The sequence below is a fragment of the Flavimarina sp. Hel_I_48 genome, from assembly GCF_000733945.1.
In the GTDB taxonomy this organism is placed as follows: domain Bacteria; phylum Bacteroidota; class Bacteroidia; order Flavobacteriales; family Flavobacteriaceae; genus Leeuwenhoekiella.
In genome coordinates this window covers 2104948-2130461 of the sequence record NZ_JPOL01000002.1, presented here as the reverse complement: position 1 = coordinate 2130461, position 25514 = coordinate 2104948, and the positions used below count along the sequence as shown (strand labels likewise).

The following is a 25514-nucleotide window of genomic DNA, read 5'->3' as shown; positions in this document are numbered from 1 at the left end:
CCTTTTAGATTTATCTCTTCGTAAATTTGCGGTTTCCTAATGCAGGCAACCTATTTAAACCGGCCATGACCCCAGAAGAAACCGCTATAAAAACCACTTATTTTAGTATCGTGGGCAATTTGGGCCTGGCGCTTATCAAAGGTTCTGCCGGTGTTTTTGGAAATTCGTACGCACTTATCGCAGACGCGATCGAATCTACCACAGATATTTTTTCATCCTTTTTTGTGCTGCTGGGGCTTAAATATGCCAAGCGCCCGCCAGATGATAACCATCCCTATGGCCACGGCAAGATCGAACCGCTGATCACCTTTGTGGTGGTTGCCTTTCTGGTAACCTCAGCGACCATAATTGCTTACGAGAGTATTGAAAATATACGTACCCCGCACAAAATCCCAAAGGCCTGGACGCTCATCGTTCTAGGGATTATCATTGTCTGGAAAGAAATTTGTTATCAGATCGTGATGCGCAAAAGTGTGGAAACGCAGAGTTCGTCGCTTAAAGCAGATGCGTGGCACCACCGCAGCGATGCCATCACTTCGATAACCGCGTTTGTGGGTATTTCAATCGCATTGATCTTTGGCAAGGGCTATGAGACGGCAGATGATTGGGCTGCCCTTGTGGCTGCCGCTTTTATCCTGTACAACAGCTATTTGATCTTACGGCCGGCGCTTGGGGAAATTATGGATGAACAGCGACATCATGACCTGGTTGATGAAGTGCGGGAAATCGCATTAACCGTTAAAGGGATCAAGGATACCGAAAAATGCTATATCCGAAAATCAGGAATGAAATTTCATGTAGACCTGCACGCTATGGTCAACGGACACATAAGCGTTACCGAAGGTCACAAACTGGCACACGACCTTAAGGATACGCTCGTGGAGAAAATGCCGAACATTGACAACGTTCACATTCATATTGAGCCTTTTGAGGAAGGGATTCCCAGAATTTAGAGTTCTTTTTTCTACCATAAATAGCAAAAAAACACCGTTTTTAGGCTGAAAATTGGCGTTTTTTCGTCTAAAAAGGAGATTTTACCAAGTTCGGCCTTTGAGTTCCAGTGCCGCTTTAAGTATATCCCGCTGACTAATCTGGCCCACGAGTTTTCCATCTTCAAGAATAGGAAACCTGCGGTGTTTTAGCTCCAGGAATTTTTTTGCCGCGTCAAAGACATTCATATCGCCATCTATCGTGTCTACATCGCTGGCCATATTATTTTCTACCGTCGCATCATCAATGGGCATGTTGTAATAGCGGCTATCACTGATCCTCTTCATACAATCCCCTTCAGAAATTATGCCTAACAGTTCATTGTTTTCATTCACAACGGGCCCACCAGAAATACCATTTTTGATCAGTTTTTCCATCACCTCCATAATAGACTGTTCTGGCCTAAAAGTGATGAGTTTCCGAGTCATATAATCAGATACCCGTATATTTACCGGGGCCTCCTTTACCGCTGAGCGTTTGCCCATAAAACTTTTTATTCCCATAGTTAATTTATTTTCAAGTACTTAAAATACATAAAAATTACCGAAAACGATTGAGAAATAACTTATTTACGCATAAAAATAGCCGTTGAAAACCAATCTGCTTTACAACATTGCGCAAAAAAAGGTCCCCCGGCTTCTGGGCGACCTTTTCAAAATCTTTATTGCTTCGCTTACCTTCTTCCGCCAAAAATCTGCAAAGCGAAATAAAGTAATGTAGCCAGTGATCCCAATGCGGCAACCACATACGTTCGTGCAGCCCATTTTAAGGAATCTTCTGCCCCGGCCAGTTCTTTTGAGGTTACCACATTAGAACTTTTCATCCAGGCCAGTGCGCGATTGCTCGCATCATATTCCACAGGCAAGGTGACAAAGGCAAACAAGGTTCCCATTGCAAAAAGACAAAGCCCAATCAACGCAACGGTAAAGCCCATTTGAGTGGTTGCCATCAGTACGACCCCGCCCATGATCACAAACATAGAAAGCTTTGAGGCGACACTTACCGCAGGCACCAGTGTAGAACGCATTTTCAACCAGGAATAGGCCTTGGCGTGCTGTACCGCGTGCCCACATTCATGTGCTGCAACCGCAGCTGCTGCCGCGTTACGCTCATTAAATACCGGTTCACTAAGATTTACCGTTTTGTCCTTAGGATTATAATGATCTGTAAGTTGGCCCTGTACCGAGATTACCTTTACATCATTAATACCATTATCACTCAGCATTTTTCGGGCGATTTCTGCGCCGCTCATGCCGTTTTGCAGGTGTACCTTAGAATACTCTTTGAATTTGCTTTTTAATTTTCTGCTTACCAGCCAACTGGCCAGTGCGATCACCCCTATAATTAGGTAGTAACCCATATATCCTCCCATCATAATCTTTTGTTTTTAGATGTTTAAAGTTACAATTAAGAATCAAAAGTTAAGCCGAAATAACAACCTGTCGTTTTGACCTATGAGCGTCAAAAAATATAAAATAAACCTAATAAAAGGACTAAAGGCAAAGATCTACCTCCTTATACCTGATCCCAAAGGCATCTGATATAGGCTTATAAACAATTTCACCGTTAACAATGTTCAGTCCTTTTTGTAGTTCTGGACTTGTGGCACAGGCCTCTTTCCACCCCTGATTGGCCAGCATGACCACATAGGGCAGGGTCACGTTTGTAAGCGCTACGGTAGAGGTATAGGGCACGGCGCCAGGCATATTCGCCACGCAGTAATGCACCACATCATCTATGATAAAAACGGGATTTTCATGGGTTGTGGGTCGGGAAGTTTCTACACATCCCCCTTGATCTACGGCCACATCTACGATCACGGTACCCGGCCGCATTTCTTTTAGCATATCGCGGGTGATCAGTTTTGGCGCCCGCGCACCGGGTATCAACACACCACCTATGATAAGATCATGCGTTTTAATAAGACGGCGGATGTTATATTCGCTGGAAAATTCGGTGACCACGTGCGGTGGCATGATGTCATTTACATACCGCAAGCGTTTCATGCTGATATCCATAACGGTGACGTGTGCTCCCAGTCCCGCGGCCATTTTTGCCGCCTGAATCCCAACAACTCCCGCACCCAGAACAAGCACTTTACCGGTTTTTCCAGATAGCGCGCGCCCTGTTGTATGGCCATTCTCCCGGCAGCCTCGCTCATGGGCGTGAGCAGGGGAAGGCTTCGGTCTTCTTCTTCTACGGTTTCATAAGCGATACACACACTGCCACTGTCAAGCATGGCCCGGGTCAGTTTTTCGCTGGAAGCGAAATGAAAATAGGTAAAAATCAGTTGGTCCTTCCTTACCAGTTTATATTCCTCTTCAATGGGTTCCTTTACCTTTACGATCATTTCTGCAATGGCATAAACCTCATTGATCGTTTCGAGAATTTTTGCACCCGCATCACTATAATCCTCATTAAAAAACCCGCTGTGAAAGCCGGCGTCCTGTTGCACAAACACGTGATGACCTTGTTTAGTAAGTTCAAAAACTCCGCCAGGGGTAATCGCTACGCGGTTTTCGTTATTTTTAATTTCGCTGGGAACGCCAATGATCATAAGTCGCTTCTTTAAATGAAAAAGGCAAAATAATATTTAGCTGGGAGTTGCGCGGAAATTAATCAGCAAAAATGAACGTTATATTTTGAGAATGTGATAATTACAGCACACTGCAAACATATTTGACTCCATTTTTACAGGTTCTTTAATCAATAATGATGTACATTTATTCAAACGAAAGAAATGAGGAGAACACTTGAAGAACAGCGGGTTGCATTTTCAAATCAAAGATTTCTGGCGACCCCTTTGGCAGGCTTGATTATCTGGATCATCATTGGATTTATCGGTATTTTTTTCTCTGATTTTGTTTCGGTGTGGTCCATTTTTATAGGAACTGGAAGTATCGTGTACCTAAGTCTATTCCTCTCCAAATTTACCGGTGAAAATTTTATGGATAAGAGTAAACCAAAGAATGAATTTGATAAACTCTTCTTCTTTACAGTTGCACAAGCTATATTGGTTTATGCAATTGCAATTCCATTTTTTCAAATAGATTATTCCTCTTTACCGCTTACCGTAGGGATTTTAACCGGACTCATGTGGCTACCATTCTCATGGATTGTAAATCACTGGGTCGGTATTTTTCACGCCCTGACAAGAACAATTTTGATTCTTATACTGTGGTACCTGCTTCCCGAACACCGATTTATAGCCATCCCTTTCGCAATTTGTCTAATTTATGGTGCGACACTGGTAATCCTGAGAACAAGAAAAAAAACAGAACAGCCTCCTGAAATCATTTTGTGACTCAGGATTTGTAGGAGGCTAGTTCTAGAGGTTACTTCTAACTACGTTGGACTTTGATTCCTGACGTGTATTTAGCATTTTATCATGCACTATCCCACTAAATTCACAATTTTACCGGGGACAACAATTACCTTTTTAGGTGTGCGACCATTCAGATACTCCTGGGTTTTTTCGTTTGCCATCACCGCCTTTTCAATTTCTTCTTTAGAAAGGTCTAAGGAAAGCTCCATCGTAAAACGCATTTTACCGTTAAACGAAATGGGATATTCTTTACTGCTTTCTACCAAATGCTTCGCGTCAAACTCCGGAAACGGCGCTGTAGCGATAGAACCTTCATGGCCTAACAAACTCCATAATTCTTCTGCGATGTGTGGCGCGTAAGGCGAGATCAAAACGGCCAAAGGTTCCAGCACTTCACGGTTGTTGCATTTCAAGGCCGAAAGTTCATTAACCGCGATCATAAACGTAGAAACCGAAGTATTGAAACTGAAGTTCTCAATATCTTCCTGTACCTTTTTAATGGTTTTGTGCAATACTTTCATTGCATCCGAATCCCCCTCCGCCCCCGAAGGGGGAACTTTAAAAGATCCAATATTTCCATCTTTATCTACTTCGTGATACAGTTTCCAGAATTTTTTAAGGAAGTTGTGCACTCCGGTAATCCCAGCGGTATTCCACGGTTTAGCCTGCTCTAACGGACCTAAAAACATCTCATACATACGCAACGTATCTGCGCCGTACTCGTCGCAAATATCATCGGGATTAACCACGTTGTATTTGGATTTAGACATTTTTTCGACTTCTCGGCCTACTATATATTTGTTATTTTTACTGGTATTATCATTGATTTCTTCGCCAGTTTCTCCTATAAAAATGGCGTCTTTAAACTCCGAGCGCCAGTTTTTAAAAGCTTCGATGTCGAGATTGTTGGAAGTATTTACAAAAGAAACATCTGTATGAGTTTTTGAAACATTCAATTCTTGATAGTGTTCCTTGTTTCCATTTTTAATTACTTCTGAATTCAGAATTTTGACAAGGTTGATTTTCAAATCAAAATCAAGTGAATTATCTTCTATTTTATCTGCAACAGTCTTTGAAATGAAATAGCCAGAATGGTAATATGATTGTTTTGCATCTTCATTCGTTCTATTGGCTTTAGAAGTGCCACTTAGGGGTTCACTACCAATAAGTCTATAAACAAAAGCACTCTCTCCCAGAATCATCCCCTGGTTGATCAGCTTTTTAAAGGGTTCTTCTACAGAAGCAAACCCGCGGTCTTTTAAAAATTTAACCCAAAAACGGCTGTATAACAAGTGACCCGTTGCATGTTCGCTACCGCCTATGTACAAATCAACATTCTGCCAGTAGTCCATCGCTTCTTTTGAGGCAAAAGTCTCGTCGCGCATCGCTTTCTCCATATATCTAAAGAAATACCAGCTGCTCCCTGCCCAACCCGGCATGGTGTTTAATTCTATCCCCCAAACCCCCGAAGGGGGCTTTTCACCTTCCGGGACTGAAACAACTTCGTTAGTGTTTGTGTCCCAATGCCATTTTGTAGCGCGACCTAGAGGCGGCTCACCTTCTTCCGTTGGAAGGTATTTCTCAACTTCGGGAAGTCGGAGCGGCAAGTGTTTTGCATCGATCATCTGCGGCATTCCATCCACATAATACACGGGGAAAGGCTCTCCCCAATACCGCTGTCTGCTAAAAACAGCATCACGCAAACGGTAGTTTACTTTACCTTTTCCGGCATCTAATTTTTCTAATTCCTCTATCGCTTTGGGAAGCGCCTGTTTATAGGAAAGTCCGTTTAAGAAATCAGAATCCTTCAACGGCGTATTGTCTTTTTCGGCGTAAGCCTGTTCCGAAATATCAATGCCGTCAAAAATATTCTTGATTGGAATATCAAAATGTTTAGCAAAATCCCAATCCCGCTGATCTCCGCAGGGAACGGCCATCACCGCGCCTGTACCGTAACCGGCCAGTACATAATCCCCTATCCAGATCGGGATGGGTTCCTTAGTAAATGGATGCTCTGCATACGCCCCGGTAAACGCCCCAGAAATGGTTTTGACATCAGCCATACGCTCGCGTTCACTGCGCTTTGCAGTCGCCTCGATATAAGCATCAACCTCAGCTTTTTGCTCTGGAGTGGTGATCTCTTGTACTAAATCCAACTCTGGTGCCAAAGTCATAAACGTAACGCCAAAAATAGTATCGGGACGAGTCGTGAAAACTCCTATTCTGAATTCTGAGTTTTGAATTTTGAATTCTACTTGAGCCCCTTTACTTCTCCCGATCCAATTCGTCTGACTGTCTTTAAGCGGTTGTGGCCAGTCGATATCCTGCAAACCATCTAGCAAGCGCTGTGCATAGGCACTAATGCGCATACTCCACTGCGTCATTTTTTTACGAATAACAGGATGCCCGCCACGTTCTGAAACGCCATTTACGATCTCATCGTTAGCCAGTACCGTTCCCAGCTCTGGGCACCAGTTCACTTCGGTTTCTGCAAGGTAGGTGAGGCGGTATTTTAGGAGGATTTGTTGTTTTTCTTTGGACGAAAAATTATTCCATTCTTCTGCGGAAAACGGTTCAATATCTTCATCACAAACCGCATTAACCGAAGCATTTCCTTTTTTTTCAAATTTCGCGATAAGCGTGTCTATATGCTCGGCTTTATTAGTATCGTTGTTGTACCAACTTTCAAAAAGCTGAATAAAAATCCACTGCGTCCATTTGTAATATTCAGGTTCTGAGGTGCGCACCTCCCGGCTCCAGTCAAATGAAAAACCTATTTTATCAAGCTGTTCGCGGTAGCGCGCAATATTCGTTTCGGTAGTGATAGCCGGGTGCTGCCCGGTCTGGATCGCGTACTGCTCTGCCGGAAGACCAAAGGAATCGTACCCCTGCGGGTGCAATACATTAAAACCCTGATGGCGTTTGTAACGCGCATAGATATCACTGGCGATATAGCCCAGCGGGTGCCCTACGTGCAGCCCCGCCCCAGAAGGATAAGGGAACATATCAAGCACATAATATTTCCCCCTGTATTCCCCCGAAGGGGGATTGTTAGTAGCGTGAAAAGTATTATTATTCTTCCAGTATTGCTGCCACTTTTGTTCTATTGCGCTGTGATCGTATTTCATTTTATTGTCTTCGTTCTGTCATTAATGTGATGAAAGACCTACAAGGAACCGCTCTTGCCTCGCTGAAAATCCAGCAGGTCATGTTTCCCCTTCGGGGGTTAGGGGGAAGGCGCAAATTTACAATTAATAGCGCTTTTTGCATTATTTTAAACCGTTTTGCATACAAATAGCCAGAAACTGACGTTTATCAAGGTTTAAGTTTCTTATTTTTGCCCAAATTCTTAACCTATTTATGGCTTCGTTTGAAAAGTACCAACGCCGCAGATTGCTGTCTTCTTATTTTTCGGTGGTATTGAGCATTGCGCTCGTGCTTTTCCTACTGGGTCTCTTAGGGCTTCTGGTCCTGAATTCAAAAAAGGTTGCCGATCATTTCAAGGAACAGATCGCATTAAATATCTACCTGAAAGATTCGGCTAAAGAGAATGAAATTAAAGCGCTCAACGATACTCTTGCTGCTGCCAAATACACAAAATCCACCCAGTATATTACCAAAGATGAGGCGGCAAAACAGCAAAGCGAGGAAATAGGGGAGGATTTTATGGACTTTTTAGGGTACAATCCACTTCAGAATTCCATTGACGTGTTCCTGAACGCTGATTTTGTTTCAGAAGCACAGGTGAAGGAAATTGCAGACACTATTGCCAGCAAGGAATTTGTGGATGAGGTGAATTATGACCAACCCTTAATCTCTTTACTGAACGAAAATGTCAAAAAAATAAGCCTGTGGATTGTAATTGTAAGCGGTTTATTCATGTTTATTGCCATTTTACTGATCAATAGTTCCATTCGGCTTTCGGTATATTCAAAGCGATTTACCATAAAAACCATGCAAATGGTGGGCGCTACCAAAGGTTTTATTCGCCGTCCTTTCATTTTGCAGAATGTAAAACTGGGGCTTATAGGAGCCATTATCGCCCTGGCCGGTATGGCGGGAGTACTATATTACCTCAACAAGACCTTTCCACAGTTGGATTTACTGGGTGATAAGAAAATCTTGGCGATCATCTTTGGAGGTGTTTTTCTGGCCGGGATTGTTATAAGTTGGTTATCAACTTTTTTCGCCACACAGCGCTTTTTAAATTTAAGGACAGACGAATTGTATTATTGATCCCCTGTCCCTAAAAGTGGGGAATGGAAAAAAGAATAGAGAAAATAGAATAAAGACGACAATGATGAAAATGGCCTGTCACTTCGAGTGTCCCGATTTTTCATCGGGATGTATCGAGAAGCGATAAAAGATAAAAGAATAAACAAAACCTACAAGGAGACCTTCTAACGTCGGCAACACTTTGCAGGTTAATTTCAAAAAAAATGGGAGAACAGAAAAGAAAGAAAAACCGCGAACTGCACCGCAGTACGTTTGTTTTTGGCAGAAAGAACTATAAATTCATGCTCATTGGGCTTGGGGTGATCACCCTTGGATTTTTGCTCATGGCCGGTGGTGGCAGCGATGACCCCACTGTTTTTAATCCCGAAATTTATAGCTGGAGACGCATACGCCTTGCCCCTGCCCTCGTTTTGATAGGTTTTGGTATAGAAGTTTATGCCATTTTGCTCAATCCCACTCCTAAAGCGGGCGAAAACTTAAACGATACGCTTTCTGATTCTGAAAAACACGACAAGTAAATGGACGTTCTAGATGCTATAATCCTTGGTGTTATTCAAGGCCTTACCGAATTTTTACCTGTTTCCTCAAGCGGTCACCTGGAACTGGGCAAAGCCATTTTAGGCGATAGTACCGTACCAGAAGAGAGTTTGCTTTTTACCGTGGTGCTTCATTTTGCAACCGCACTGAGTACCGTTGTGGTTTTTAGAAAAGACATTATTGATCTCTTTAAAGGTTTGTTCCAGTTTCAGTGGAATGAGGAAACGCAGTTTTGCACCAAGATCGTTTTATCTATGATCCCGGCAGTAATTATAGGGCTGTTTTTTGAAGAACAGTTAGAATCGCTTTTTGGCGGAAATATTCTTCTTGTAGGCATGATGCTTATCATTACCGCCTTGTTGCTTTGGTTGGCAGACCGGGCTAAAGATACCCAGAAACCAGTAAGTTTCAGCAATGCATTTACGATAGGGATTGCGCAGGCAATTGCCATGCTCCCTGGTATTTCACGTAGTGGCGCGACGATTTCAACCTCCGTGTTGCTGGGGAACGATAAGAGCAAAGCGGCGCGTTTTTCATTCTTGATGGTGGTTCCCTTGATTTTTGGCAAAATCGCCAAAGACATTCTGGGCGGGGATCTTACTGTGGAATCAGGAAATTTTACCACACTTTTCATAGGTTTTGTCGCCGCATTTGTAAGCGGCCTGGTTGCCTGTACCTGGATGATCAAACTGGTCAAGAAAAGCAAACTTTCCTGGTTTGCTATCTACTGCCTTATTGTGGGTATCATTGCGGTTGGTTTTGGCTATTATTCTGCTTAAAAAACGATTATTTAGCCCATTTTTCGCCTATTTTACCTAATTACACGATCTTTTGGCTCAGGGCCGAAAAAGAATCTTCAATACCGTTTTATGAAGTTTACCGAAGAACAGTTTAAAGAAGGCCAGGTGCTGCTTTTTGACAAACCACTGGAATGGACTTCTTTTCAGGTGGTGAACAAAGTGCGCTGGCTAATTAGAAAAACCTACGGGATCAAAAAAATAAAAGTGGGACATGCGGGAACTTTAGACCCGCTTGCAACCGGACTCCTTATCATCTGTACCGGGAAATTCACCAAACGTATTGAGGAATTTATGGGCCAGGAAAAAGAATATACCGGCACCATTACCCTGGGCGCAACAACGCCATCCTACGATCTGGAAACCGAAATTGACGCCACGTTTCCCCTTGATGAACTTAAAGAAGATCAAATAAAAGCCGCCACCGCGCAATTTACAGGAACGATCAAACAGCGGCCACCTATTTTTTCGGCCCTGAAAAAAGAAGGAAAACGGCTGTACGAGTTTGCCCGTGCCGGGGAAGAGGTTGAAATCCCGGAGCGGGAAGTACATATTGGCGCGTTTGAAATCACACAGATCGCCCTACCCAATGTTGATTTTAGGGTGGTTTGTAGCAAGGGGACCTACATCCGCTCACTGGCACATGATTTTGGAAAAGCATTGAACAATGGCGGTCATCTTTCTGCTTTGCGACGGACTAAAATTGGGGATTTTGAGGTCAAAAACGGGCTCAATCTGGAAGATTTTGAGCACTATTTGACTAAAAAGGATTAAATTTAAGAATGCCCTTTCTCTAAAAGTTTCATAAATCGTTTGGAAACCAGACTTTTCAACGTTATTTTACCACACATTATAGACGACTTTACGTATTTAAAAGCCCTATAAAACTTCGGTTTATACTATGAATATCAGTCCACAAGATAAAGCCTTCTTGATCACCTTTAGCAGTGCATGCGTACTGGTGCTGGTGTTCTTTTTCAGTAAGCTGCATCCTTATCAGGAGCAGGTGGCGGCAGAGGAATTTATGGATATTCCCATTATTGAAGAACCAGAGTTGGAGGAAAAAATGGAAGAAAAGGAAGCAATTGCTCAGAATGAACCCATTTCCCACCAACTCAAAAACGAATCACGCTTACAGACCGAGGCCGAAAAGTTTTTTTCAGAATTAGATGCAGTACGTGAAGCACTGGCGCAGGAGGAAAATGCGGCAGAGAGTGATGAAAATAATGAGGAAAATGAACGTACAGATTATCAGGATAAAATAGCTGAATTACGCGCTAAGATCAAAGCAGCAGAAGAAAGCGCCCCAATAGAAAAACCGGAGAAAAAAGAAACCAGATCCTCATCAACTGCCAGGAGAACGACCATAAGCTACATTTTAAAAGAGCGTAATGCGCTAGCCATTCCCAATCCTGTGTACACCTGCGATGCGGTGGGTAAAGTAGTGATCAACGTCCAGGTGAGCGGTAATGGGAATGTGACCAAAACATCCTTTAACGGTGCCGCTTCTACCACTTCAAATGGTTGCCTGGTAGAACAGGCGCTCAGTTATGCGAAAAGGGCGATGTTTAATGATGCCTCCCGAAGTGACCAGCTGGGAAGCATCACTTTTGAATTTCAAGGGTAATTATTTTCACATCCACCTCGTCCCATTTTACGGTATATAGTCTCAACCCCATTCAAAAATAATGATCGTATCGCCCCAAAAGTTCAGTTCCCTCCTTTTTACAATTCCTTTTCTATTTGGTTTTATAAAATCACTGCACGCCCAGCAAAGTATAGACGATATCCTTAAAAAATACAATACGCAGAGCGTGCCCTATATTTCGGTGGAAACCTTAAAAATGGAAAAGGATAACTATGTACTTCTGGATACCCGAAAAAAAGAGGAGTACGATGTAAGTCACCTTGCCGAAGCGATCTGGGTGGGCGAGCATTTTGATGCTGCCCGTATTGAGTCCCTACAACTAAAAAAAGAACAACCTATCGTGGTATATTGTACGGTGGGCGTACGCAGCGAAAGCTATGGCGAACGGCTAAAAAACTCCGGTTTTACCGATATTAACAACCTCTACGGAAGCATTTTTGCCTGGAAAAACGCAGGTTTCCCCATTGTTGACCTGACGGGAAGAGAAACAGAAAAAGTGCATGTATATTCTAAGATCTGGGGAAAGTATCTTAAAAATGGTGAGAAAATCTATTGAAATTCCCGAATTTTACAAGTAAATAAAGGGTTTCCCAGTGCTGGGAATCAAAGCGATGATTTGCTTTTTTTCAGCCTAATTCTTTTCAATAAAAAATTATTCTAAAGTTATTTATGGGCATATTACTTAATAAGCAAACCAATGAAGATGTAGATTTTGCTACAGATTTTCATTACCCCACATCAACCCAGGCACTTGTGATCTTTACCCGCAACCCAGAACTGGGCAAGTGCAAAACACGGCTTGCAAAAACCGTGGGCGATGCGCGCGCGTTGCGCATTTATAAATTTTTACTAGAACATACCGCCAAAATCACAAAAAGCGTAAAAGCCGATAAATTTGTTTATTACACAGATTCCATTCGTGAAAATGATTTTTGGGATGACAATAGTTACACGAAGCGCATTCAGAAAGGGGAAACCCTGGGCGATAAAATGCATAACGCTTTTAGCAGTCTTTTTGACTCGGGATACACAAAAGTAATGATCGTGGGCAGTGACCTTTATGAGCTTACCGCACCAGATATAGAAGCTGCTTTTAGGGAACTCAACGATCACAATTATGTAATAGGCCCGGCAAAAGATGGTGGTTATTATCTACTGGGGATGAAAAAACTAAACGATAAGGTTTTTAAAAATAAAGAATGGAGCACACCTAGCGTTTTTGAAGATACACTCAAGGATCTTAAAGAAGAAAGCGTCGCGATTATTGAAGAACGCAATGACGTGGATTACTACGAAGATATCGCAGATGTTGCCATTTTTCAGCAGTTTTTACCAGAAAACCTTAAGAAAGAGGTAAAAAAATAATCTTGTGCCCTAAAAACGAATCTTGCGTTAGGGATTGAAGCGGAAATCCTTTTTGTGAGGCACGGGCAAAAAGATTGCAACGCAAAGCCCGACCCGCAGGGAAACGCCCAAACCAATAAAATAACCAAAAAGAGGTCCAAGAAACAATTATTTAAGCCATTCTTGAAATGATCTGCTTTTATATTTGTACTCTTTCCGGATATTTTAAAAGATAAAAAACCTAAAAGGATAAAAAATAAAGCAATGAAAACATACATAGACCAGTCTGCCCAATTTTTAAAACAGCGCGGCTTTGATGTCCCGGAAATAGGTATCATTTTAGGTACAGGCCTGGGACAGATCGTAGATAAGATCGAAAATGCCATAGATGTGAGCTACAATCATATTCCCAACTTCCCAACAGCTACGGTAGAATTTCATATGGGAAAAATGATCTATGGCGATCTGGCCGGCAAAAAAGTAATCGTTATGCAAGGGCGTTTTCACGTATATGAAGGCTATACCTTGCGCGATGTAAGCTATCCCGTTCGTGTTATGCACGCGCTGGGTATCAAAAAATTACTGGTTTCAAATGCCGCCGGGGCGATCAACCTTGACTTTGACAAAGGCCAGATCATGCTAATTGAAGATCACATCAACCTACAGGGCGGTTCACCGCTTGCATTTAAAGGTGTAAGTAAACTGGGCACCCGCTTTACGGATATGAGCACGCCTTATGACAGGGATATGTCAGATAAAATAGAGGCGATCGCAAAAGCTAAGGGAATCACCCTCCACAAAGGTGTTTATGCTTCCGTTGTGGGTCCACAGCTGGAAACCCGGGCAGAATACCGCTATCTCAAAATTATAGGCGCAGATGCCGTGGGAATGAGCACGGTTCCCGAAGTAATTGTGGCCAATCACCTGGACCTTCCCGTGGCAGCGGTTTCGGTGCTTACTGATGAATGTGATCCTGACAACCTAAAACCGGTTGACATTGATGATATTATGGCCGCTGCGGCAAAAGCGGAGCCTGATATGATCCAGCTTTTTATGGGATTGATTGAAGAACTGTAATTGATTATTTTTTGCTCGCTGTCATGCTTAATCTTTACCGAAATGTTTAATAATTTTGGATTAGTACCTCGGTTGGGATATTCAATTCAGTATTAAGTTTTCTAATCATTTCTAAAGTCAGTTTGCGCTTTTTATTCATTATTTCGCTGACACGACTTTTGAAACCAATAATATTGACCAAATCCTTTTGCTTCAGTCCCATTTGCTCCATCCTGAAATGGATTGCAGCAATAGGGTCTGGCATACCGATGGGAAAACTTTCGTTTTCATATTTGTCAATGACAATTGCTAAAATTTCCAATTCGTCGCCTTCATCAGTCCCTCTTTTTGCGTCAAATATAACTTCCAGACGCTCCATTGATTTTTGATAATCTGTTTCGCTTCTAATTGGTTTTATATTCATCTTAAATCTCGTTTGCGTTAATTTTATCGTATTCCGCGTGCGTTCCAATAAATCGAATCCACGCAAGCTGATATTCAAAATTGAATTTGACAATCAGCCGATAATTATTTCCTTTAATGTTGAAAACAATCCGGTTATCTTTTAAAATACTTGCACTGGGATAATCCATTTTGAGGTCGTTAATCGATGTCCAAGTAGATTTCTCGATTTCACGATACCACGTTTTTAGCTGAAGTTCGCAATCCCCATGCTCTGACCAAAAATCACGTAACGTTCCTCTTGAAAAAATTTTCACATAAATAATTTAATGCTAAAATACAAAAAAAGTTACCTATCTGGTAACTTTTCTTTAATCCAAAGATCTCGTTAAAATTAAACTTAGAGAACATTCTAATTCTGAGCTATAGATATTGAAAAAACCTATCCCATACCCTCTTTTATGCTATCAACTCATTACTTATTGTAACCGAATCTCTTGAGTTCCCGGTCGCTGCTGCGCCAGTCTTTATTGACTTTTACGTAGAGTTCTATATGCACTTGTTTACCAAAAAAGGTCTCCAGATCTTTGCGCGCTTCAACTCCCACGCGTTTTAAAGCGTTCCCTTTGTGACCTATAATGATTCCTTTTTGGCTCTCGCGCTCCACCATGACGATACTGCGCATACGTATGATCTTTTCTTCCTCAAAAAATTCTTCAGTGTCTATTTCTACAGAGTAAGGGATCTCTTTTTTGTAATGCATCAGGATCTTCTCGCGAATGATCTCGTTTACAAAAAAACGTTCGGGCTTGTCTGTAAGCGCATCTTTGGGATAAAAGGGTGGAGAATCTGGTAAATTGGTCAAAATACGGTCAAAAACCTCCCGTACACCAAAATTTTCAAGCGCGGAAAGCGCGAATATTTCGGCATTGGGAACCATTTTTTGCCAGTGCGCGCGGCTTTCTTCCAGTAGTTCTTCGTTGCCTTTATCTATTTTATTGATAAGCAGTAAAACGGGGATATTCGTATTGGTTATTTTTTTGAAAAACTCCTCATCTTTCAGCTCTTTTTCGCCCAGTTCAACCATGTACAAAAGCACATCAGCATCTTCAAAAGCCGACTTTACAAAGTCCATCATCGAGGCCTGCAGCTGGTACGCGGGTTTTATGATTCCCGGCGTATCGCTAAAGATCATTTGAAAATCATCGCCGTTAACAATCCCCAGAATGCGGTGACGCGTAGTCTGTGCCTTTGAGGTAATAATGGAAAGGCGCTCGCCCACCAGCGCGTTCATCAAGGTGGATTTCCCCACATTGGGATTCCCTATAATGTTTACAAAACCAGCTTTATGTGGTTTATTTTCTTGTGGTTGAGCCGTTAACGGATTTTTATTTTCAGAGTCCAAGCGTGTTGTATTTTAAGATTTCCAACTGCAAAGATACGGTTAAAGTTGAGCTCAGCATATTTCCGCCGTGGCGGAAATAAAAACTATTCAAAAAGAAGCCTTCCCGTATAGGTTTCTTCTACATCAACCACGGGCGGCCGGTTCACCGAAATAAGGTCGCCGGTGCTCAACACTTTACCATGCATGCTCTGGATGGGATTTACGATAACTTTCTGCGTTCCGCGATGAAAAATATTCAAATCCTGCACGGCAAGATTTTGCGCCTCTACCCGCATATCGCCTTCCAGAAGTTGGATATTGGCCACATTTGCGGTTCCAGATAAAAAAAAGTTACTGAGTCCGTTTGCAGTAATTTTGAGCGTATCTACCGCCAGACGTAACCTAAAATCACCGTCTTTATGATATGCATCTTCCTCTTCCAGATCCTCGCTGAGCAAGGTTAGCGATGAATACGTAAGCACACCATCACTTTGCACTTCATAGCCGGAAGCATTGCGAATGGTGTCAAGATCTGGCGAAGTCACCACCACCTGGGTGATATTATAGTCTCGAATGAGATTGCAACCGTTCCTATTGTTGAGTTGGAGCACGCCATCCACAACGCTGACTTCAATATCCGGTAAAAGGTTTTTACCGGTTTGTACAACCACGTTTTGCTGCAAACCCTGTTTAAGGATGAGCTGTAAACGCTCCTCAACGATTATGGACTTAAATGGGGCAACCTCAAATTCCTGACTTACCCGTTCCCCGGCTTCCTGAACACAATCAAAACTGTTCTCGCTATCGCAGGAACTTAAAACAAGAATTATAATAATGCTTAGGATAGATCTCAAAAAAGTGGTGCTTTAAAGATCAAATGTACGAACTGTAAGTAGTATTAACTGCTCCATATTTTTTATTTTATTGCAAAAAACTAATTATTTTCATCCATAAAAATTTCCCTCTTCAGTAATTTATACCGTTCACGGGCAAGGTCTAGCGTAGGATCATATGCTGCGGTGCCGTCGTATTTTTCAATGAATTGTTCATATAACTGAAGCACTTCCTTTTTATCCTCATAATAATTATCTGCCACTACCGCCCTGTAATAACGGGCTTGCTTATACTCTTGATTTTCGGTCAGGACCTTATTATAATTTTCCAATGCTTTTTTCCACTTTTGGTGGATTCTATAGGTGTTCCCCAGTGTATAATAATTGGTATCCAATGGCAGTTTTTTGTATAAAATAGCCAGTTTTCCATGCATTTCGGCATTTTCAAAATCTTCGGTAAAATTATAGAGTTGGGCCAGGTTTGCATGTATGCTGTGATCTTCCTGTGAAAAGTTCAAGGCCTTGAGATAAGCCGAAATGGCATTTTGATACTGCCTTTTTTTATAATAACACGCACCCAGTTTCTCATAAATGAACTGCGAATCTTGTCCTAACTGAAGCAATTTCACGAACAGCGGAATGGCGTCACTTACAAAACCACGTATAAAATTTTCCTGAGCCAGCAACGAGATGACTTCTACATTGTCAGGATAGGTTACCAGCGCCTTTTTGCATAAACGCTCCACTAAAAGATAGTTTTTGTGCCGCAAATGAAACTTGGCCGTTTCATAAAGAGCTTTTTGATGCGTACTATCAAGCGCTACAGCCTTCTCAAAATCTTCAATATAAGCTTCAATTTCAAAACTTTCATCAGCGATTGTGTCTATATCAACAGCTTGTGGATCATCTGCAATTTTTATTCTTGCACGGCCCCGTTGATAATAAAAATCAGGGTTGTTGTTATAGCGATCTATCAATTCGGTAAAAATGCTATCGGCCTTCTGATACTGTGCAGTCGTAATAAGGAGTTTTCCATATTCGGCTGAAGCAATGGTATTTTTTCCGCTTTTTGAAGCTTGTTCATAATTTTGCAAAGCATCACCAAAAGTACCTCTTGCCCGTTGCGCACGGGCCAGTTTTAAGTAAATCGATTCGTTTTTGGGCAGAATAAGTGAATAACCCGCAATAGCTTGAGAATAATTTCCTACGGCATGCAGACTATCTGCAATGGTCAAAGCCGAAGTTTTTTGAGCTTCGGCTTTGAGAAAAAAGGCTATCCAAATTAAAAATAGTAGTTTATGCATGATTTAAATTTAACCTAAATCTTATGGATTAATTTGCTGCCAGACTATTCAGCAACCTTAAAAACAATAGGCATTGCGTAGAGAACATTCACCTTCTGACCACCTTGTTTACCAGGTTTAATAATGGGCATCAGGTTTACAATACGCTCAGCTTCTTTTTCCAAATCAGGATGTGGCCCCCTAGAACCCATGAATTCAATAATACCTTCTTCATTGATCTTAAACTGTACATAAATCTTATTAATTCCCGTCATACCCAATTTTTTACCCAGGCTAGTGTCAAAGTTTTTAGTTACAAACTCAGTGAGACGCTCAGACATGCAAGCTTTTTTAGCATCATTGGTCTCTAGATCTTCACAACCTGGATAGATAGGAACTTCTTCGATTACAGCAAAAGGCACATTATCTTCTTCCTGGGAAGAATTACCTGGATTTACCGAGACAACCGCCTTTGAACCTTTTTCTTTGGAAATTGTACTTGTGGCCAATTTTATAATTCTTTTTTTCTCCTGTTCGCTCAATTCGCCTTTTGCATCAATGGTTGCCTGTAAGTTTGAAATCTGCTGATCTAAGGACGTCGATTGTAGTTTTCCTGAGCTTTCATCACTTGAGCAGCCCACATAGGTAAGCATTCCGGCAAGTACGGGAACAAGGAGAACATACTTCCATTTTGCAGTGGTTTTTGAATTTTTGTGTAACATAACGATTCGTTTTTTGATTAATGATTGATTGAAAAATGTATTGATGAATGAAATTTCGTGGGTGCCAAAAGCGGTATTCAGTAACTGGTTATAATAACTTTTGGGTTCTATGATTTTGGCAGCTTGTTGATCAGCGAGGTATTCGTGTACTTCGCTAATGCTTTTCTGGTAGGCGTAAATAAGGGGATTAAACCAGAGCAACACCTTCAGCAGTTCAAAAAACAACAGATCCAGGCCATGTTTTTGAGCTACGTGCACACGCTCATGTGCAAGGATATGATTGCGAGTACTGTCATCCAGTTTGTTGCCTATGAATATGGTGTTCAAAAAAGTAAAAGCGGCATCACTGTTGGGAACACTAATTAAAGTCTTGTTTTCCTTCTGCTGAAACCGAAAATACCGGCGCACCACTACATACTTTTTGAAAAGTATTCCCAGGCTAATAAGTAAGCCCGCTGCGTAAACAAGAATCCACCATACATCGGCAGAAAATTCGGCTGTTTGCGTTGTTTCTTGGTCAGTTGGGGCAGAAGATTCACCAATAAAAACGGGGGCAAATTCCTGAATTTGCAGCGGAATATTTACCGGGTTACTAAAAATTTGAAGTTCCATAAATGGAAGTACAAATGCGAGTGCCGCGGTGAGAAGCAAATATGCCCGGTTCCATTGAAAAAAGGTCTCTTTGCGAAGAAAAACGAGGTAAAAACCTAGAAAAATGGCTTGAAAAACTACTATTTCTATTATATAATTGACCATGATCAGAATTATTTTTCTTTATTGATTTCCTTAAGTATCGCTTCCAGTTCTGCAACACTCATATCTTTTTTCTTCACAAAAAAAGAAACCATGCTTTTAAAACTTCCATTAAAATAGTCGTTTACCATTTTGTTCATGGAGTCACTGCTGTATTTCGATTTTTCCACTATTGGGAAATAAATATGGCCACGGCCCTCTTTTCTATAATCCACAAAACCTTTGTTTTCGAGAATGCGCGTAATCGTTGATACCGTATTGTAAGCAGGTTTGGGCTCAGCCATTTTCTCAATAATCGTGGCCACATTCGCCTCTTTGAGATCCCAGAGGATCTGCATTATTTCTTCTTCTGCTTTTGTCAACTGTTTCATGTACGGGTATTTGAATTACTTCTTTTACAAATATACCTAAATGTTTAGTTTAAACTAATTATTTAGTTTAATTATTCATAGGAATAAGGAATTTGTATACTTCTACCCAAAGAACTACTTAAAAAAATAACTTAAAAGGACAGTAAATAAGCCTTTTATAAAGGTTTTTACGGCGCTATTGGTCGCTTTTTTCAAAAAAAAAGCTCCTTCTCTTGTCAAGGGAAGGTGGCACCGCAGGTGACGGAAGGGTTGGATACGTAAAGTGGTTTTACCTTAAGTTCACGTTTTTAACCACCCCGGCCACATTCGCGGCCACCCCTTCCTTGAAAAGAGGGGAAGCGTTTCGCATTAAAAAAATCAAGTAGAAACTTTAATGCTTACCACATAACCTTCAGAGTTGCGCACATTAAAAACCGTATCATCTTCAAAAATCAGATACTGGCCTTTGATCCCTTTTAAAACCCCATCAAAGCTCGGGGTTTTTTCAAGGTTGAGGCTTTTCAGTTTCGTGGGATAGCGCAATACGGGAAATTTAATATGGGTTTCCTGCGTGCTGCTTATAAAATAATCCTGCGCCTCTTTTGGAATGTAGCCTTTTAGTTTTTCCCGCTGCGCGAAGAGATCCTCATCCTCAATATCATTTCTGAGCATTTTTCGCCAGTTGGTTTTATCTGCGACAAACGCTTTTAGAGCAACCTCGGTAATACCGGCAAGGAAACGGTTAGGCGCTTCCAGGATTTCAATGGCCTCATGCGCACCCTGATCTATCCACCGCGTGGGAACCTGCGTTTTTCGGGTCACCCCAACCTTTATATTGCTGCTGTTTGCGAGATAAACCACATGCGGTTTGAGCTGTACACTTTTTTCATAGGCCAGGTCGCGGTGTTCCTGGTCTAAGTGTGCAGTGCTAAGTTCTGGGCGTATGACCCAGTCTGCCGTTTGCGGAAGTTTAAAAAAGTCATCATAGCAATAGCCCTGACGGTAAATTTTCTTGTTTTTTCCGCAGGCAAGGCACTGATACCGTAAAAATTCTATATGTATGTGCTTATCTAATAGTTGGTTCACATGTATAAAATCAGATTCAAACAGCAGGTAATAGTGTACAGGTTCTTGAAATTCTGTTTTCATTTTAGTGAGTACCCCTTGATAGTGCATAAAATAACTTTTGTTGTTTTGCGGAATGCTTTCGCAGACGTTTTAAATAAATTATCGGAAAAACGTATTTTTGGAAAATTCTAAAGATTACTGCCGAAACGCGTTTGGTTTTGAAAAAAAACGGATCAAAACCGCTCCCATTTCGTAACTTCAGTACCTAAAATTTAGAAAAACCTAACTTTAAATCCCTTAAAGACATTTGCTAAAACAGCCAACTGTTATGCCTTTAAGAGAAAACCAAAGATACTAACAAAATGCCTATTCCTTTAGTCAATTCGGTCGCGTCCTGGTTCCTCAAAAAGCGCATCCACCAGATGGAGCTCTTTATAAAATACCCTCACGATGTACAGCAGGAAGTACTTTTAAAATTGGTACAACGCGCAAAAAACACCGAACTGGGCAAACACTATGATTTTGAGAGCATAAAGAATTATGAGCAGTTTGCCAATCGCGTTCCCGTAACTTCCTACGAGTGCTTTATGGAAAAAATAGAACGCGGTAGGCAGGGCGAGGCCAATATCTTCTGGCCCACGCCCATTAGGTGGTTTGCCCAGAGCAGTGGCACCACAAACGCGCGCAGCAAGTATATTCCCGTAAGCCCTGAGTCTCTTGAGGATTGCCATTATGCCGCAAGCAAGGATCTGCTTTGCATTTACCTAAATAACAATCCCGAGGCGCAAATGTTTACGGGAAAAAGCCTGCGCCTGGGCGGGAGCAAAAAATTATACGAGAACAAGGGGACTTCTTATGGGGATTTATCGGCTATTCTGATAGATAATATGCCTTTTTGGGCCGAATTCAGTAGCACCCCGGGCAATGAAGTTTCACTTATGGATGACTGGGAAACCAAAATGCAGGCCATTGTAGATGAAACCATAAATGAAAAGGTGACCAGCCTCGCGGGCGTTCCTTCCTGGATGCTCGTATTGCTCAATACGGTACTTGAAACCACGCAAAAACGCCATATTTTTGAAATCTGGCCACATCTTGAAGTCTATTTTCACGGCGGGGTGAGCTTTGAACCTTACCGCGAACAGTACCACAAAATACTCCCGCGGTCTCGTTTTAAATACTACGAAATCTATAATGCTTCAGAAGGTTTTTTTGCGATCCAGGATCAAAATGATTCTTCAGAATTATTGCTGATGCTTGATTACGGTATCTTTTATGAATTTATTCCCATGAGCGGCCCAGCCTCAGGGAATCAAAATCCTATCCCGCTGAGCGCGGTGGAGCTTGGGATCAATTATGCCTTGATTATTACCACAAATGCCGGCCTGTGGCGCTATAAAGTGGGCGATACGATCAGGTTTACCTCGATAAGCCCCTACCGTATTAAAGTAACCGGCAGGACGAAGCACCATATCAACGCATTTGGAGAAGAATTAATCATTGAAAATGCCGAAAAAGCCCTTAAAAAAGCAACGGCCCTGACGCAGTCTGAAATTGTGGAGTACACCGCAGCGCCCATTTTTATGAAGGGAAAAGAAAAAGGCGCACACGAATGGATCATTGAATTTAAAACCCAGCCCAGAGACCTTCAACGGTTTAAAGAAACCTTGGACAAGGCACTACAGGAAATAAACAGTGATTATGCGGCCAAACGTTTTAACAACCTCACCTTGAATGAGCCTACAATTCACTACGGTCGTGAAAATCTTTTTTACGACTGGTTGAAGACAAAAAACAAGCTAGGCGGCCAGCACAAAGTACCACGTCTGAGCAATACGCGCGAGTACCTTGAAGAATTACTTAAAATGAACGAAAAACAGCCTATTTAAGACCTTTTTTTACCGAAATGATGACCGAATCCCATTATCTAGATACCGATTTTGAAAAACTAAAGTCTCCTTCCAGGACTATACGCCATGTGGAATATGACGGTTGCTCTTTTATAGCTTGTGATTTTTCTGAAGCCTGTTTTCTTTCCTGTACGTTTACTAATTGTACTTTTACGGGATGCAATCTTAAGATGCTCAAACTTGATACAAGTCAGTTGGACTCTTGCTCTTTTCAGGATTGTACCTTACTGGGGGTCAACTTTAGCGTGTGCAGCGACTTTTTATTTTCTGTGAATTTTGATCACTGCGTACTTGATTTTTCTGATTTTACCGGTAAAAAAATCGCTAAAACCTCATTTTTAGATTGCTCTATCAAAGAAGCCAATTTTTCTGAATGTGATGCAAGTCAGGCCATTTTTGATCTATCAGATTTTGCGGGGACTACTTTTGAAAATACCAATCTGAGCGGTGCTGATTTTCGGTCTGCCCTAAATTACCGTATCAATCTTGAAGAAAATAAAGTGCGCAAAGCGAAATTCTCCTGGCCAGCCTTGCAGGGATTGTTATCTAAATATGATCTGATTTTAGATTGAATATCCTGTTTTCGAATAAATAAGCTTTATTAATTTTTAAACCTATAAAGCATAAAAAAACCTGTCTGATTCTTTCAAATCAGACAGGTTTTTTATTCTACTCCTATGATTCTAAGAGGCCGCTTTCAACTTTTTAATGGTTGATTTGGCCAACTTCCGCTCTGCATAATCGCGGGTAACCTTTAATTCCGTTTCTTCAGAACTTGGTAGTTCAAACATGGCATCGGTAAGGATCGCTTCGCATAAAGAACGAAGTCCACGGGCGCCCAACTGATATTCCATCGCTTTGCCCACAATATAGTCTAAAGCTTCACCGGTAATCTCAAATTCGACCTCATCCATTTCAAACAGCTTCTGGTATTGTTTGATAATGGCATTTTTAGGCTCTGTAAGAATGGCGCGAAGTGCTTCTTTATCCAGTGGGTTCATGTATGTAAGTACGGGCAGACGACCTATAATCTCGGGGATCAGACCGAAATCCTTAAGATCCTTCGGAATGATATATTTCAGTAGGTTATCCTTCTCGTAAACATCTTCATTTTTACTTGCGCTAAAACCTACCGCCTGCATATTAAGGCGTTTACTGATCACGCGCTCGATACCGTCAAAGGCACCACCGGCGATAAACAGGATATCTTCAGTATTTACTTCAATGAACTTTTGATCTGGATGCTTTCTACCCCCTTTTGGCGGAACGTTTACCGTTGTCCCTTCCAGCAGTTTCAATAAAGCTTGTTGAACGCCTTCACCACTTACATCACGTGTAATGGAAGGATTGTCGCTCTTGCGTGCGATTTTGTCAATCTCATCAATAAAAACAATACCACGTTGTGCTTTTTCAAGATCGTAGTCTGCTGCCTGTAACAAGCGTGTAAGGATACTTTCCACATCTTCACCTACATAACCTGCTTCTGTAAGTACTGTTGCATCCACGATTGCGAGGGGTACGTTAAGCATACGGGCAATGGTCTTGGCCATTAAGGTTTTTCCGGTACCGGTCTGCCCTACCATGATGATATTACTCTTTTGAATATCTATATCTTCATCATTTCCGGGCTGAACCAGACGCTTATAGTGGTTATATACCGCAACGGCCATAACCTTCTTGGTATACTCCTGCCCTATAATATATTGATCCAGAAAAGCATTGATCTCCTTTGGCTTTTTAAGCATCAAATCTTTGGAGAGATCGCCGTTCTGGGTCTCTTTTGATTCTTCCAGAACAATACCATGTGCTTGTTCTATACAACGATCACAAATATGGGCATCCAGACCTGCGATAAGCAGATTGGTTTCCGGTTTTTTTCTTCCACAAAATGAGCATTCTAACTCTTCTTTAGCCATAATCTAGTGTTTTAAAATCCCACTTTTAGCGTATACTTTGTTATTTTGAATGCGCACAAATTATCTTATGAACTATTGAGTGGGGTACTTCGCAATAGCGTTAGATACGATCTGTTTATGACGTTTTGTCAAGGCTTCATACGCTTTGCAGCCTTATTTTTTCTTGGTATTGTCCCTGGTCAGGATTTCATCTATCATACCATATTCCAAGGCTTTATCTGCCTTCATCCAGTAATCACGGTCACTATCCTCGTTTATTTTTTCATACGATTGACCAGAATGGTTTGCGAGGATCTTATAAAGCTCTTCTTTTAAAGTCAAAATCTCACGGGCCGTGATCTCAATATCACTGGCCATACCCTGAGCACCGCCCATAGGCTGATGGATCATGACACGGGAATGTGTCAAACCGCTTCGTTTTCCTTTTTCCCCTGCTGCAAGAAGTACTGCGGCCATAGACGCTGCCATACCGGTACAAATCGTAGCTACGTCTGGTGCGATAAACTGCATGGTGTCATAAATACCCAGACCTGCATAAACGCTACCTCCCGGAGAGTTGATATATATCTGGATATCCCTTGAGGAATCTGTACTGGCAAGAAACAGAAGCTGTGCCTGTATGATATTTGCCACCTGGTCGTTAATACCGGTTCCCATAAAGATGATACGATCCATCATCAGCCTGGAAAAAACGTCCATGGCAACCGCGTTCATCTGACGCTCCTCAATAATATTAGGTGTCAGGGACACGGGATACATGCTGCTCATGATCTGGTCGTAGTACATACTGTTGACTCCCTGATCTTTAGTCGCAAAATCCTTAAATTCTTTATTATAATCCATTTTTTTCTTCTTTACCTTAAATTGAATCTTTCCAGTACCATTATAGGGCTGGAAGTTTCACATTATTTTCAGTTTACTTAGCGGGTAAAACGATCCTAACCAGAAAACAAAAGGCGT

The 25514-nt window shown here is 41.7% G+C and carries 25 protein-coding genes and 1 pseudogene; 12 read left to right on the top strand and 14 right to left on the bottom strand.

Features of this window, described 5'->3' with window-relative positions; genetic code table 11:
* Window positions 1–65: 65 nt before the first annotated feature.
* Window positions 66–953, top strand: a complete 888-nt coding sequence (locus P162_RS09430) for a cation diffusion facilitator family transporter (RefSeq protein WP_031427098.1) — start codon at window positions 66–68, stop codon at window positions 951–953.
* 81 nt (window positions 954–1034) lie between these two features.
* Here P162_RS09430 and P162_RS09425 read toward each other — a convergent pair whose 3' ends face one another.
* The 3 genes and pseudogenes from P162_RS09425 to P162_RS09415 form a co-directional block, all read right to left on the bottom strand.
* A complete protein-coding gene (locus tag P162_RS09425) occupies window positions 1035–1493 on the bottom strand; it encodes a CBS domain-containing protein (RefSeq protein ID WP_031427097.1) in 459 nt (152 codons plus the stop codon).
* Window positions 1494–1663: 170 nt separating this feature from the next.
* The gene (locus tag P162_RS09420; RefSeq protein WP_410471166.1) at window positions 1664–2365 is read right to left on the bottom strand and encodes a zinc metallopeptidase; all 702 of its coding nucleotides are present in this window, start codon (window positions 2363–2365) and stop codon (window positions 1664–1666) included.
* A gap of 118 nt (window positions 2366–2483) precedes the next feature.
* Window positions 2484–3547, bottom strand: a pseudogene (locus tag P162_RS09415) (alanine dehydrogenase).
* A gap of 183 nt (window positions 3548–3730) precedes the next feature.
* On the opposite strand from P162_RS09415, the gene P162_RS09410 reads away from it, so the two are divergent.
* The gene (locus tag P162_RS09410) at window positions 3731–4294 is read left to right on the top strand and encodes a DUF7010 family protein (RefSeq protein ID WP_031427094.1); all 564 of its coding nucleotides are present in this window, start codon (window positions 3731–3733) and stop codon (window positions 4292–4294) included.
* Window positions 4295–4383: 89 nt separating this feature from the next.
* Here the strand turns inward: P162_RS09410 and P162_RS09405 are convergent, their stop codons facing one another.
* The gene (locus P162_RS09405) at window positions 4384–7443 is read right to left on the bottom strand and encodes a leucine--tRNA ligase (protein ID WP_031427093.1); all 3060 of its coding nucleotides are present in this window, start codon (window positions 7441–7443) and stop codon (window positions 4384–4386) included.
* 232 nt (window positions 7444–7675) lie between these two features.
* Between P162_RS09405 and P162_RS09400 the strand changes: the two genes are divergently transcribed.
* The 8 genes from P162_RS09400 (at window position 7676) to P162_RS09360 (ending at window position 13954) form a co-directional block, all read left to right on the top strand.
* Entirely contained in the window at window positions 7676–8551 is an 876-nt protein-coding gene (locus tag P162_RS09400; protein WP_031427092.1) for a cell division protein FtsX, read from the top strand.
* A gap of 203 nt (window positions 8552–8754) precedes the next feature.
* Window positions 8755–9069 (top strand): DUF3098 domain-containing protein, encoded by a 315-nt coding sequence (locus P162_RS09395; protein ID WP_051907842.1) that lies wholly within the window; start codon window positions 8755–8757, stop codon window positions 9067–9069.
* On the top strand, window positions 9070–9867 hold the full coding sequence (locus tag P162_RS09390; protein WP_031427090.1) for an undecaprenyl-diphosphate phosphatase: 798 nt from the start codon (window positions 9070–9072) through the stop codon (window positions 9865–9867).
* A 90-nt stretch (window positions 9868–9957) separates the two neighbouring features.
* Entirely contained in the window at window positions 9958–10659 is a 702-nt protein-coding gene (gene truB, locus P162_RS09385) for a tRNA pseudouridine(55) synthase TruB (protein WP_031427089.1), read from the top strand.
* A 127-nt stretch (window positions 10660–10786) separates the two neighbouring features.
* Window positions 10787–11512, top strand: a complete 726-nt coding sequence (locus tag P162_RS09380) for a hypothetical protein (RefSeq protein WP_031427088.1) — start codon at window positions 10787–10789, stop codon at window positions 11510–11512.
* 61 nt (window positions 11513–11573) lie between these two features.
* A complete protein-coding gene (locus P162_RS09375; RefSeq protein WP_035916990.1) occupies window positions 11574–12089 on the top strand; it encodes a rhodanese-like domain-containing protein in 516 nt (171 codons plus the stop codon).
* A gap of 113 nt (window positions 12090–12202) precedes the next feature.
* A complete protein-coding gene (locus P162_RS09370; protein ID WP_031427085.1) occupies window positions 12203–12898 on the top strand; it encodes a TIGR04282 family arsenosugar biosynthesis glycosyltransferase in 696 nt (231 codons plus the stop codon).
* Window positions 12899–13141: 243 nt separating this feature from the next.
* Window positions 13142–13954 (top strand): purine-nucleoside phosphorylase, encoded by an 813-nt coding sequence (locus tag P162_RS09360; RefSeq protein ID WP_031427083.1) that lies wholly within the window; start codon window positions 13142–13144, stop codon window positions 13952–13954.
* A 46-nt stretch (window positions 13955–14000) separates the two neighbouring features.
* Here the strand turns inward: P162_RS09360 and P162_RS09355 are convergent, their stop codons facing one another.
* From P162_RS09355 to P162_RS09320, 8 genes are all read right to left on the bottom strand, one after another.
* Window positions 14001–14357: a type II toxin-antitoxin system HigA family antitoxin gene (locus P162_RS09355; RefSeq protein WP_031427082.1), complete on the bottom strand. Its 357-nt coding sequence runs from the start codon at window positions 14355–14357 to the stop codon at window positions 14001–14003.
* 1 nt (window position 14358) lies between these two features.
* Entirely contained in the window at window positions 14359–14652 is a 294-nt protein-coding gene (locus P162_RS09350) for a type II toxin-antitoxin system HigB family toxin (RefSeq protein ID WP_031427081.1), read from the bottom strand.
* A gap of 158 nt (window positions 14653–14810) precedes the next feature.
* Window positions 14811–15740 carry a GTPase Era gene (gene era / locus P162_RS09345; RefSeq protein WP_051907841.1) on the bottom strand — a complete coding sequence of 310 codons (930 nt, stop codon included), beginning with the start codon at window positions 15738–15740 and terminating at the stop codon, window positions 14811–14813.
* Between the two features lie 83 nt (window positions 15741–15823).
* On the bottom strand, window positions 15824–16573 hold the full coding sequence (locus tag P162_RS09340) for a head GIN domain-containing protein (RefSeq protein ID WP_031427078.1): 750 nt from the start codon (window positions 16571–16573) through the stop codon (window positions 15824–15826).
* Between the two features lie 80 nt (window positions 16574–16653).
* A complete protein-coding gene (locus P162_RS09335) occupies window positions 16654–17856 on the bottom strand; it encodes a tetratricopeptide repeat protein (RefSeq protein WP_031427077.1) in 1203 nt (400 codons plus the stop codon).
* Between the two features lie 44 nt (window positions 17857–17900).
* Entirely contained in the window at window positions 17901–19313 is a 1413-nt protein-coding gene (locus P162_RS09330; RefSeq protein ID WP_031427076.1) for a M56 family metallopeptidase, read from the bottom strand.
* Between the two features lie 8 nt (window positions 19314–19321).
* Window positions 19322–19681 (bottom strand): BlaI/MecI/CopY family transcriptional regulator, encoded by a 360-nt coding sequence (locus P162_RS09325; protein WP_031427074.1) that lies wholly within the window; start codon window positions 19679–19681, stop codon window positions 19322–19324.
* Window positions 19682–20038: 357 nt separating this feature from the next.
* Entirely contained in the window at window positions 20039–20836 is a 798-nt protein-coding gene (locus P162_RS09320; protein ID WP_031427073.1) for a DUF2797 domain-containing protein, read from the bottom strand.
* A gap of 254 nt (window positions 20837–21090) precedes the next feature.
* On the opposite strand from P162_RS09320, the gene P162_RS09315 reads away from it, so the two are divergent.
* Both P162_RS09315 and P162_RS09310 read left to right on the top strand, forming a co-directional pair.
* Window positions 21091–22617: a GH3 auxin-responsive promoter family protein gene (locus P162_RS09315; RefSeq protein WP_031427072.1), complete on the top strand. Its 1527-nt coding sequence runs from the start codon at window positions 21091–21093 to the stop codon at window positions 22615–22617.
* A 17-nt stretch (window positions 22618–22634) separates the two neighbouring features.
* Entirely contained in the window at window positions 22635–23210 is a 576-nt protein-coding gene (locus tag P162_RS09310; RefSeq protein WP_081868407.1) for a pentapeptide repeat-containing protein, read from the top strand.
* A 111-nt stretch (window positions 23211–23321) separates the two neighbouring features.
* On the opposite strand, the gene clpX is transcribed toward P162_RS09310, so the two are convergent.
* Both clpX and clpP read right to left on the bottom strand, forming a co-directional pair.
* Window positions 23322–24554 carry an ATP-dependent Clp protease ATP-binding subunit ClpX gene (gene clpX / locus P162_RS09305; RefSeq protein ID WP_031427070.1) on the bottom strand — a complete coding sequence of 411 codons (1233 nt, stop codon included), beginning with the start codon at window positions 24552–24554 and terminating at the stop codon, window positions 23322–23324.
* Window positions 24555–24707: 153 nt separating this feature from the next.
* Window positions 24708–25397: an ATP-dependent Clp endopeptidase proteolytic subunit ClpP gene (clpP, locus tag P162_RS09300; RefSeq protein WP_031427069.1), complete on the bottom strand. Its 690-nt coding sequence runs from the start codon at window positions 25395–25397 to the stop codon at window positions 24708–24710.
* Window positions 25398–25514 lie beyond the last annotated feature (117 nt).

What these genes read in the sequence shown, in the direction of transcription:
- P162_RS09430 (WP_031427098.1), top strand. Translation starts at nt 66, where the DNA reads ATGACCCCAGAAGAAACCGCTATAAAAACCACTTATTTTAGTATCGTG.
- clpX (WP_031427070.1), bottom strand. Translation starts at nt 24,554, where the DNA reads ATGGCTAAAGAAGAGTTAGAATGCTCATTTTGTGGAAGAAAAAAACCG.
- P162_RS09315 (WP_031427072.1), top strand. Translation starts at nt 21,091, where the DNA reads ATGCCTATTCCTTTAGTCAATTCGGTCGCGTCCTGGTTCCTCAAAAAG.
- P162_RS09400 (WP_031427092.1), top strand. Translation starts at nt 7,676, where the DNA reads ATGGCTTCGTTTGAAAAGTACCAACGCCGCAGATTGCTGTCTTCTTAT.
- P162_RS09390 (WP_031427090.1), top strand. Translation starts at nt 9,070, where the DNA reads ATGGACGTTCTAGATGCTATAATCCTTGGTGTTATTCAAGGCCTTACC.
- P162_RS09425 (WP_031427097.1), bottom strand. Translation starts at nt 1,493, where the DNA reads ATGGGAATAAAAAGTTTTATGGGCAAACGCTCAGCGGTAAAGGAGGCC.
- P162_RS09310 (WP_081868407.1), top strand. Translation starts at nt 22,635, where the DNA reads ATGATGACCGAATCCCATTATCTAGATACCGATTTTGAAAAACTAAAG.
- P162_RS09320 (WP_031427073.1), bottom strand. Translation starts at nt 20,836, where the DNA reads ATGCACTATCAAGGGGTACTCACTAAAATGAAAACAGAATTTCAAGAA.
- truB (WP_031427089.1), top strand. Translation starts at nt 9,958, where the DNA reads ATGAAGTTTACCGAAGAACAGTTTAAAGAAGGCCAGGTGCTGCTTTTT.
- P162_RS09330 (WP_031427076.1), bottom strand. Translation starts at nt 19,313, where the DNA reads ATGGTCAATTATATAATAGAAATAGTAGTTTTTCAAGCCATTTTTCTA.
- P162_RS09370 (WP_031427085.1), top strand. Translation starts at nt 12,203, where the DNA reads ATGGGCATATTACTTAATAAGCAAACCAATGAAGATGTAGATTTTGCT.
- P162_RS09375 (WP_035916990.1), top strand. Translation starts at nt 11,574, where the DNA reads ATGATCGTATCGCCCCAAAAGTTCAGTTCCCTCCTTTTTACAATTCCT.
- P162_RS09405 (WP_031427093.1), bottom strand. Translation starts at nt 7,443, where the DNA reads ATGAAATACGATCACAGCGCAATAGAACAAAAGTGGCAGCAATACTGG.
- P162_RS09410 (WP_031427094.1), top strand. Translation starts at nt 3,731, where the DNA reads ATGAGGAGAACACTTGAAGAACAGCGGGTTGCATTTTCAAATCAAAGA.
- clpP (WP_031427069.1), bottom strand. Translation starts at nt 25,397, where the DNA reads ATGGATTATAATAAAGAATTTAAGGATTTTGCGACTAAAGATCAGGGA.
- P162_RS09380 (WP_031427088.1), top strand. Translation starts at nt 10,787, where the DNA reads ATGAATATCAGTCCACAAGATAAAGCCTTCTTGATCACCTTTAGCAGT.
- P162_RS09420 (WP_410471166.1), bottom strand. Translation starts at nt 2,365, where the DNA reads ATGATGGGAGGATATATGGGTTACTACCTAATTATAGGGGTGATCGCA.
- P162_RS09395 (WP_051907842.1), top strand. Translation starts at nt 8,755, where the DNA reads ATGGGAGAACAGAAAAGAAAGAAAAACCGCGAACTGCACCGCAGTACG.
- P162_RS09360 (WP_031427083.1), top strand. Translation starts at nt 13,142, where the DNA reads ATGAAAACATACATAGACCAGTCTGCCCAATTTTTAAAACAGCGCGGC.
- P162_RS09335 (WP_031427077.1), bottom strand. Translation starts at nt 17,856, where the DNA reads ATGCATAAACTACTATTTTTAATTTGGATAGCCTTTTTTCTCAAAGCC.
- P162_RS09355 (WP_031427082.1), bottom strand. Translation starts at nt 14,357, where the DNA reads ATGAATATAAAACCAATTAGAAGCGAAACAGATTATCAAAAATCAATG.
- P162_RS09325 (WP_031427074.1), bottom strand. Translation starts at nt 19,681, where the DNA reads ATGAAACAGTTGACAAAAGCAGAAGAAGAAATAATGCAGATCCTCTGG.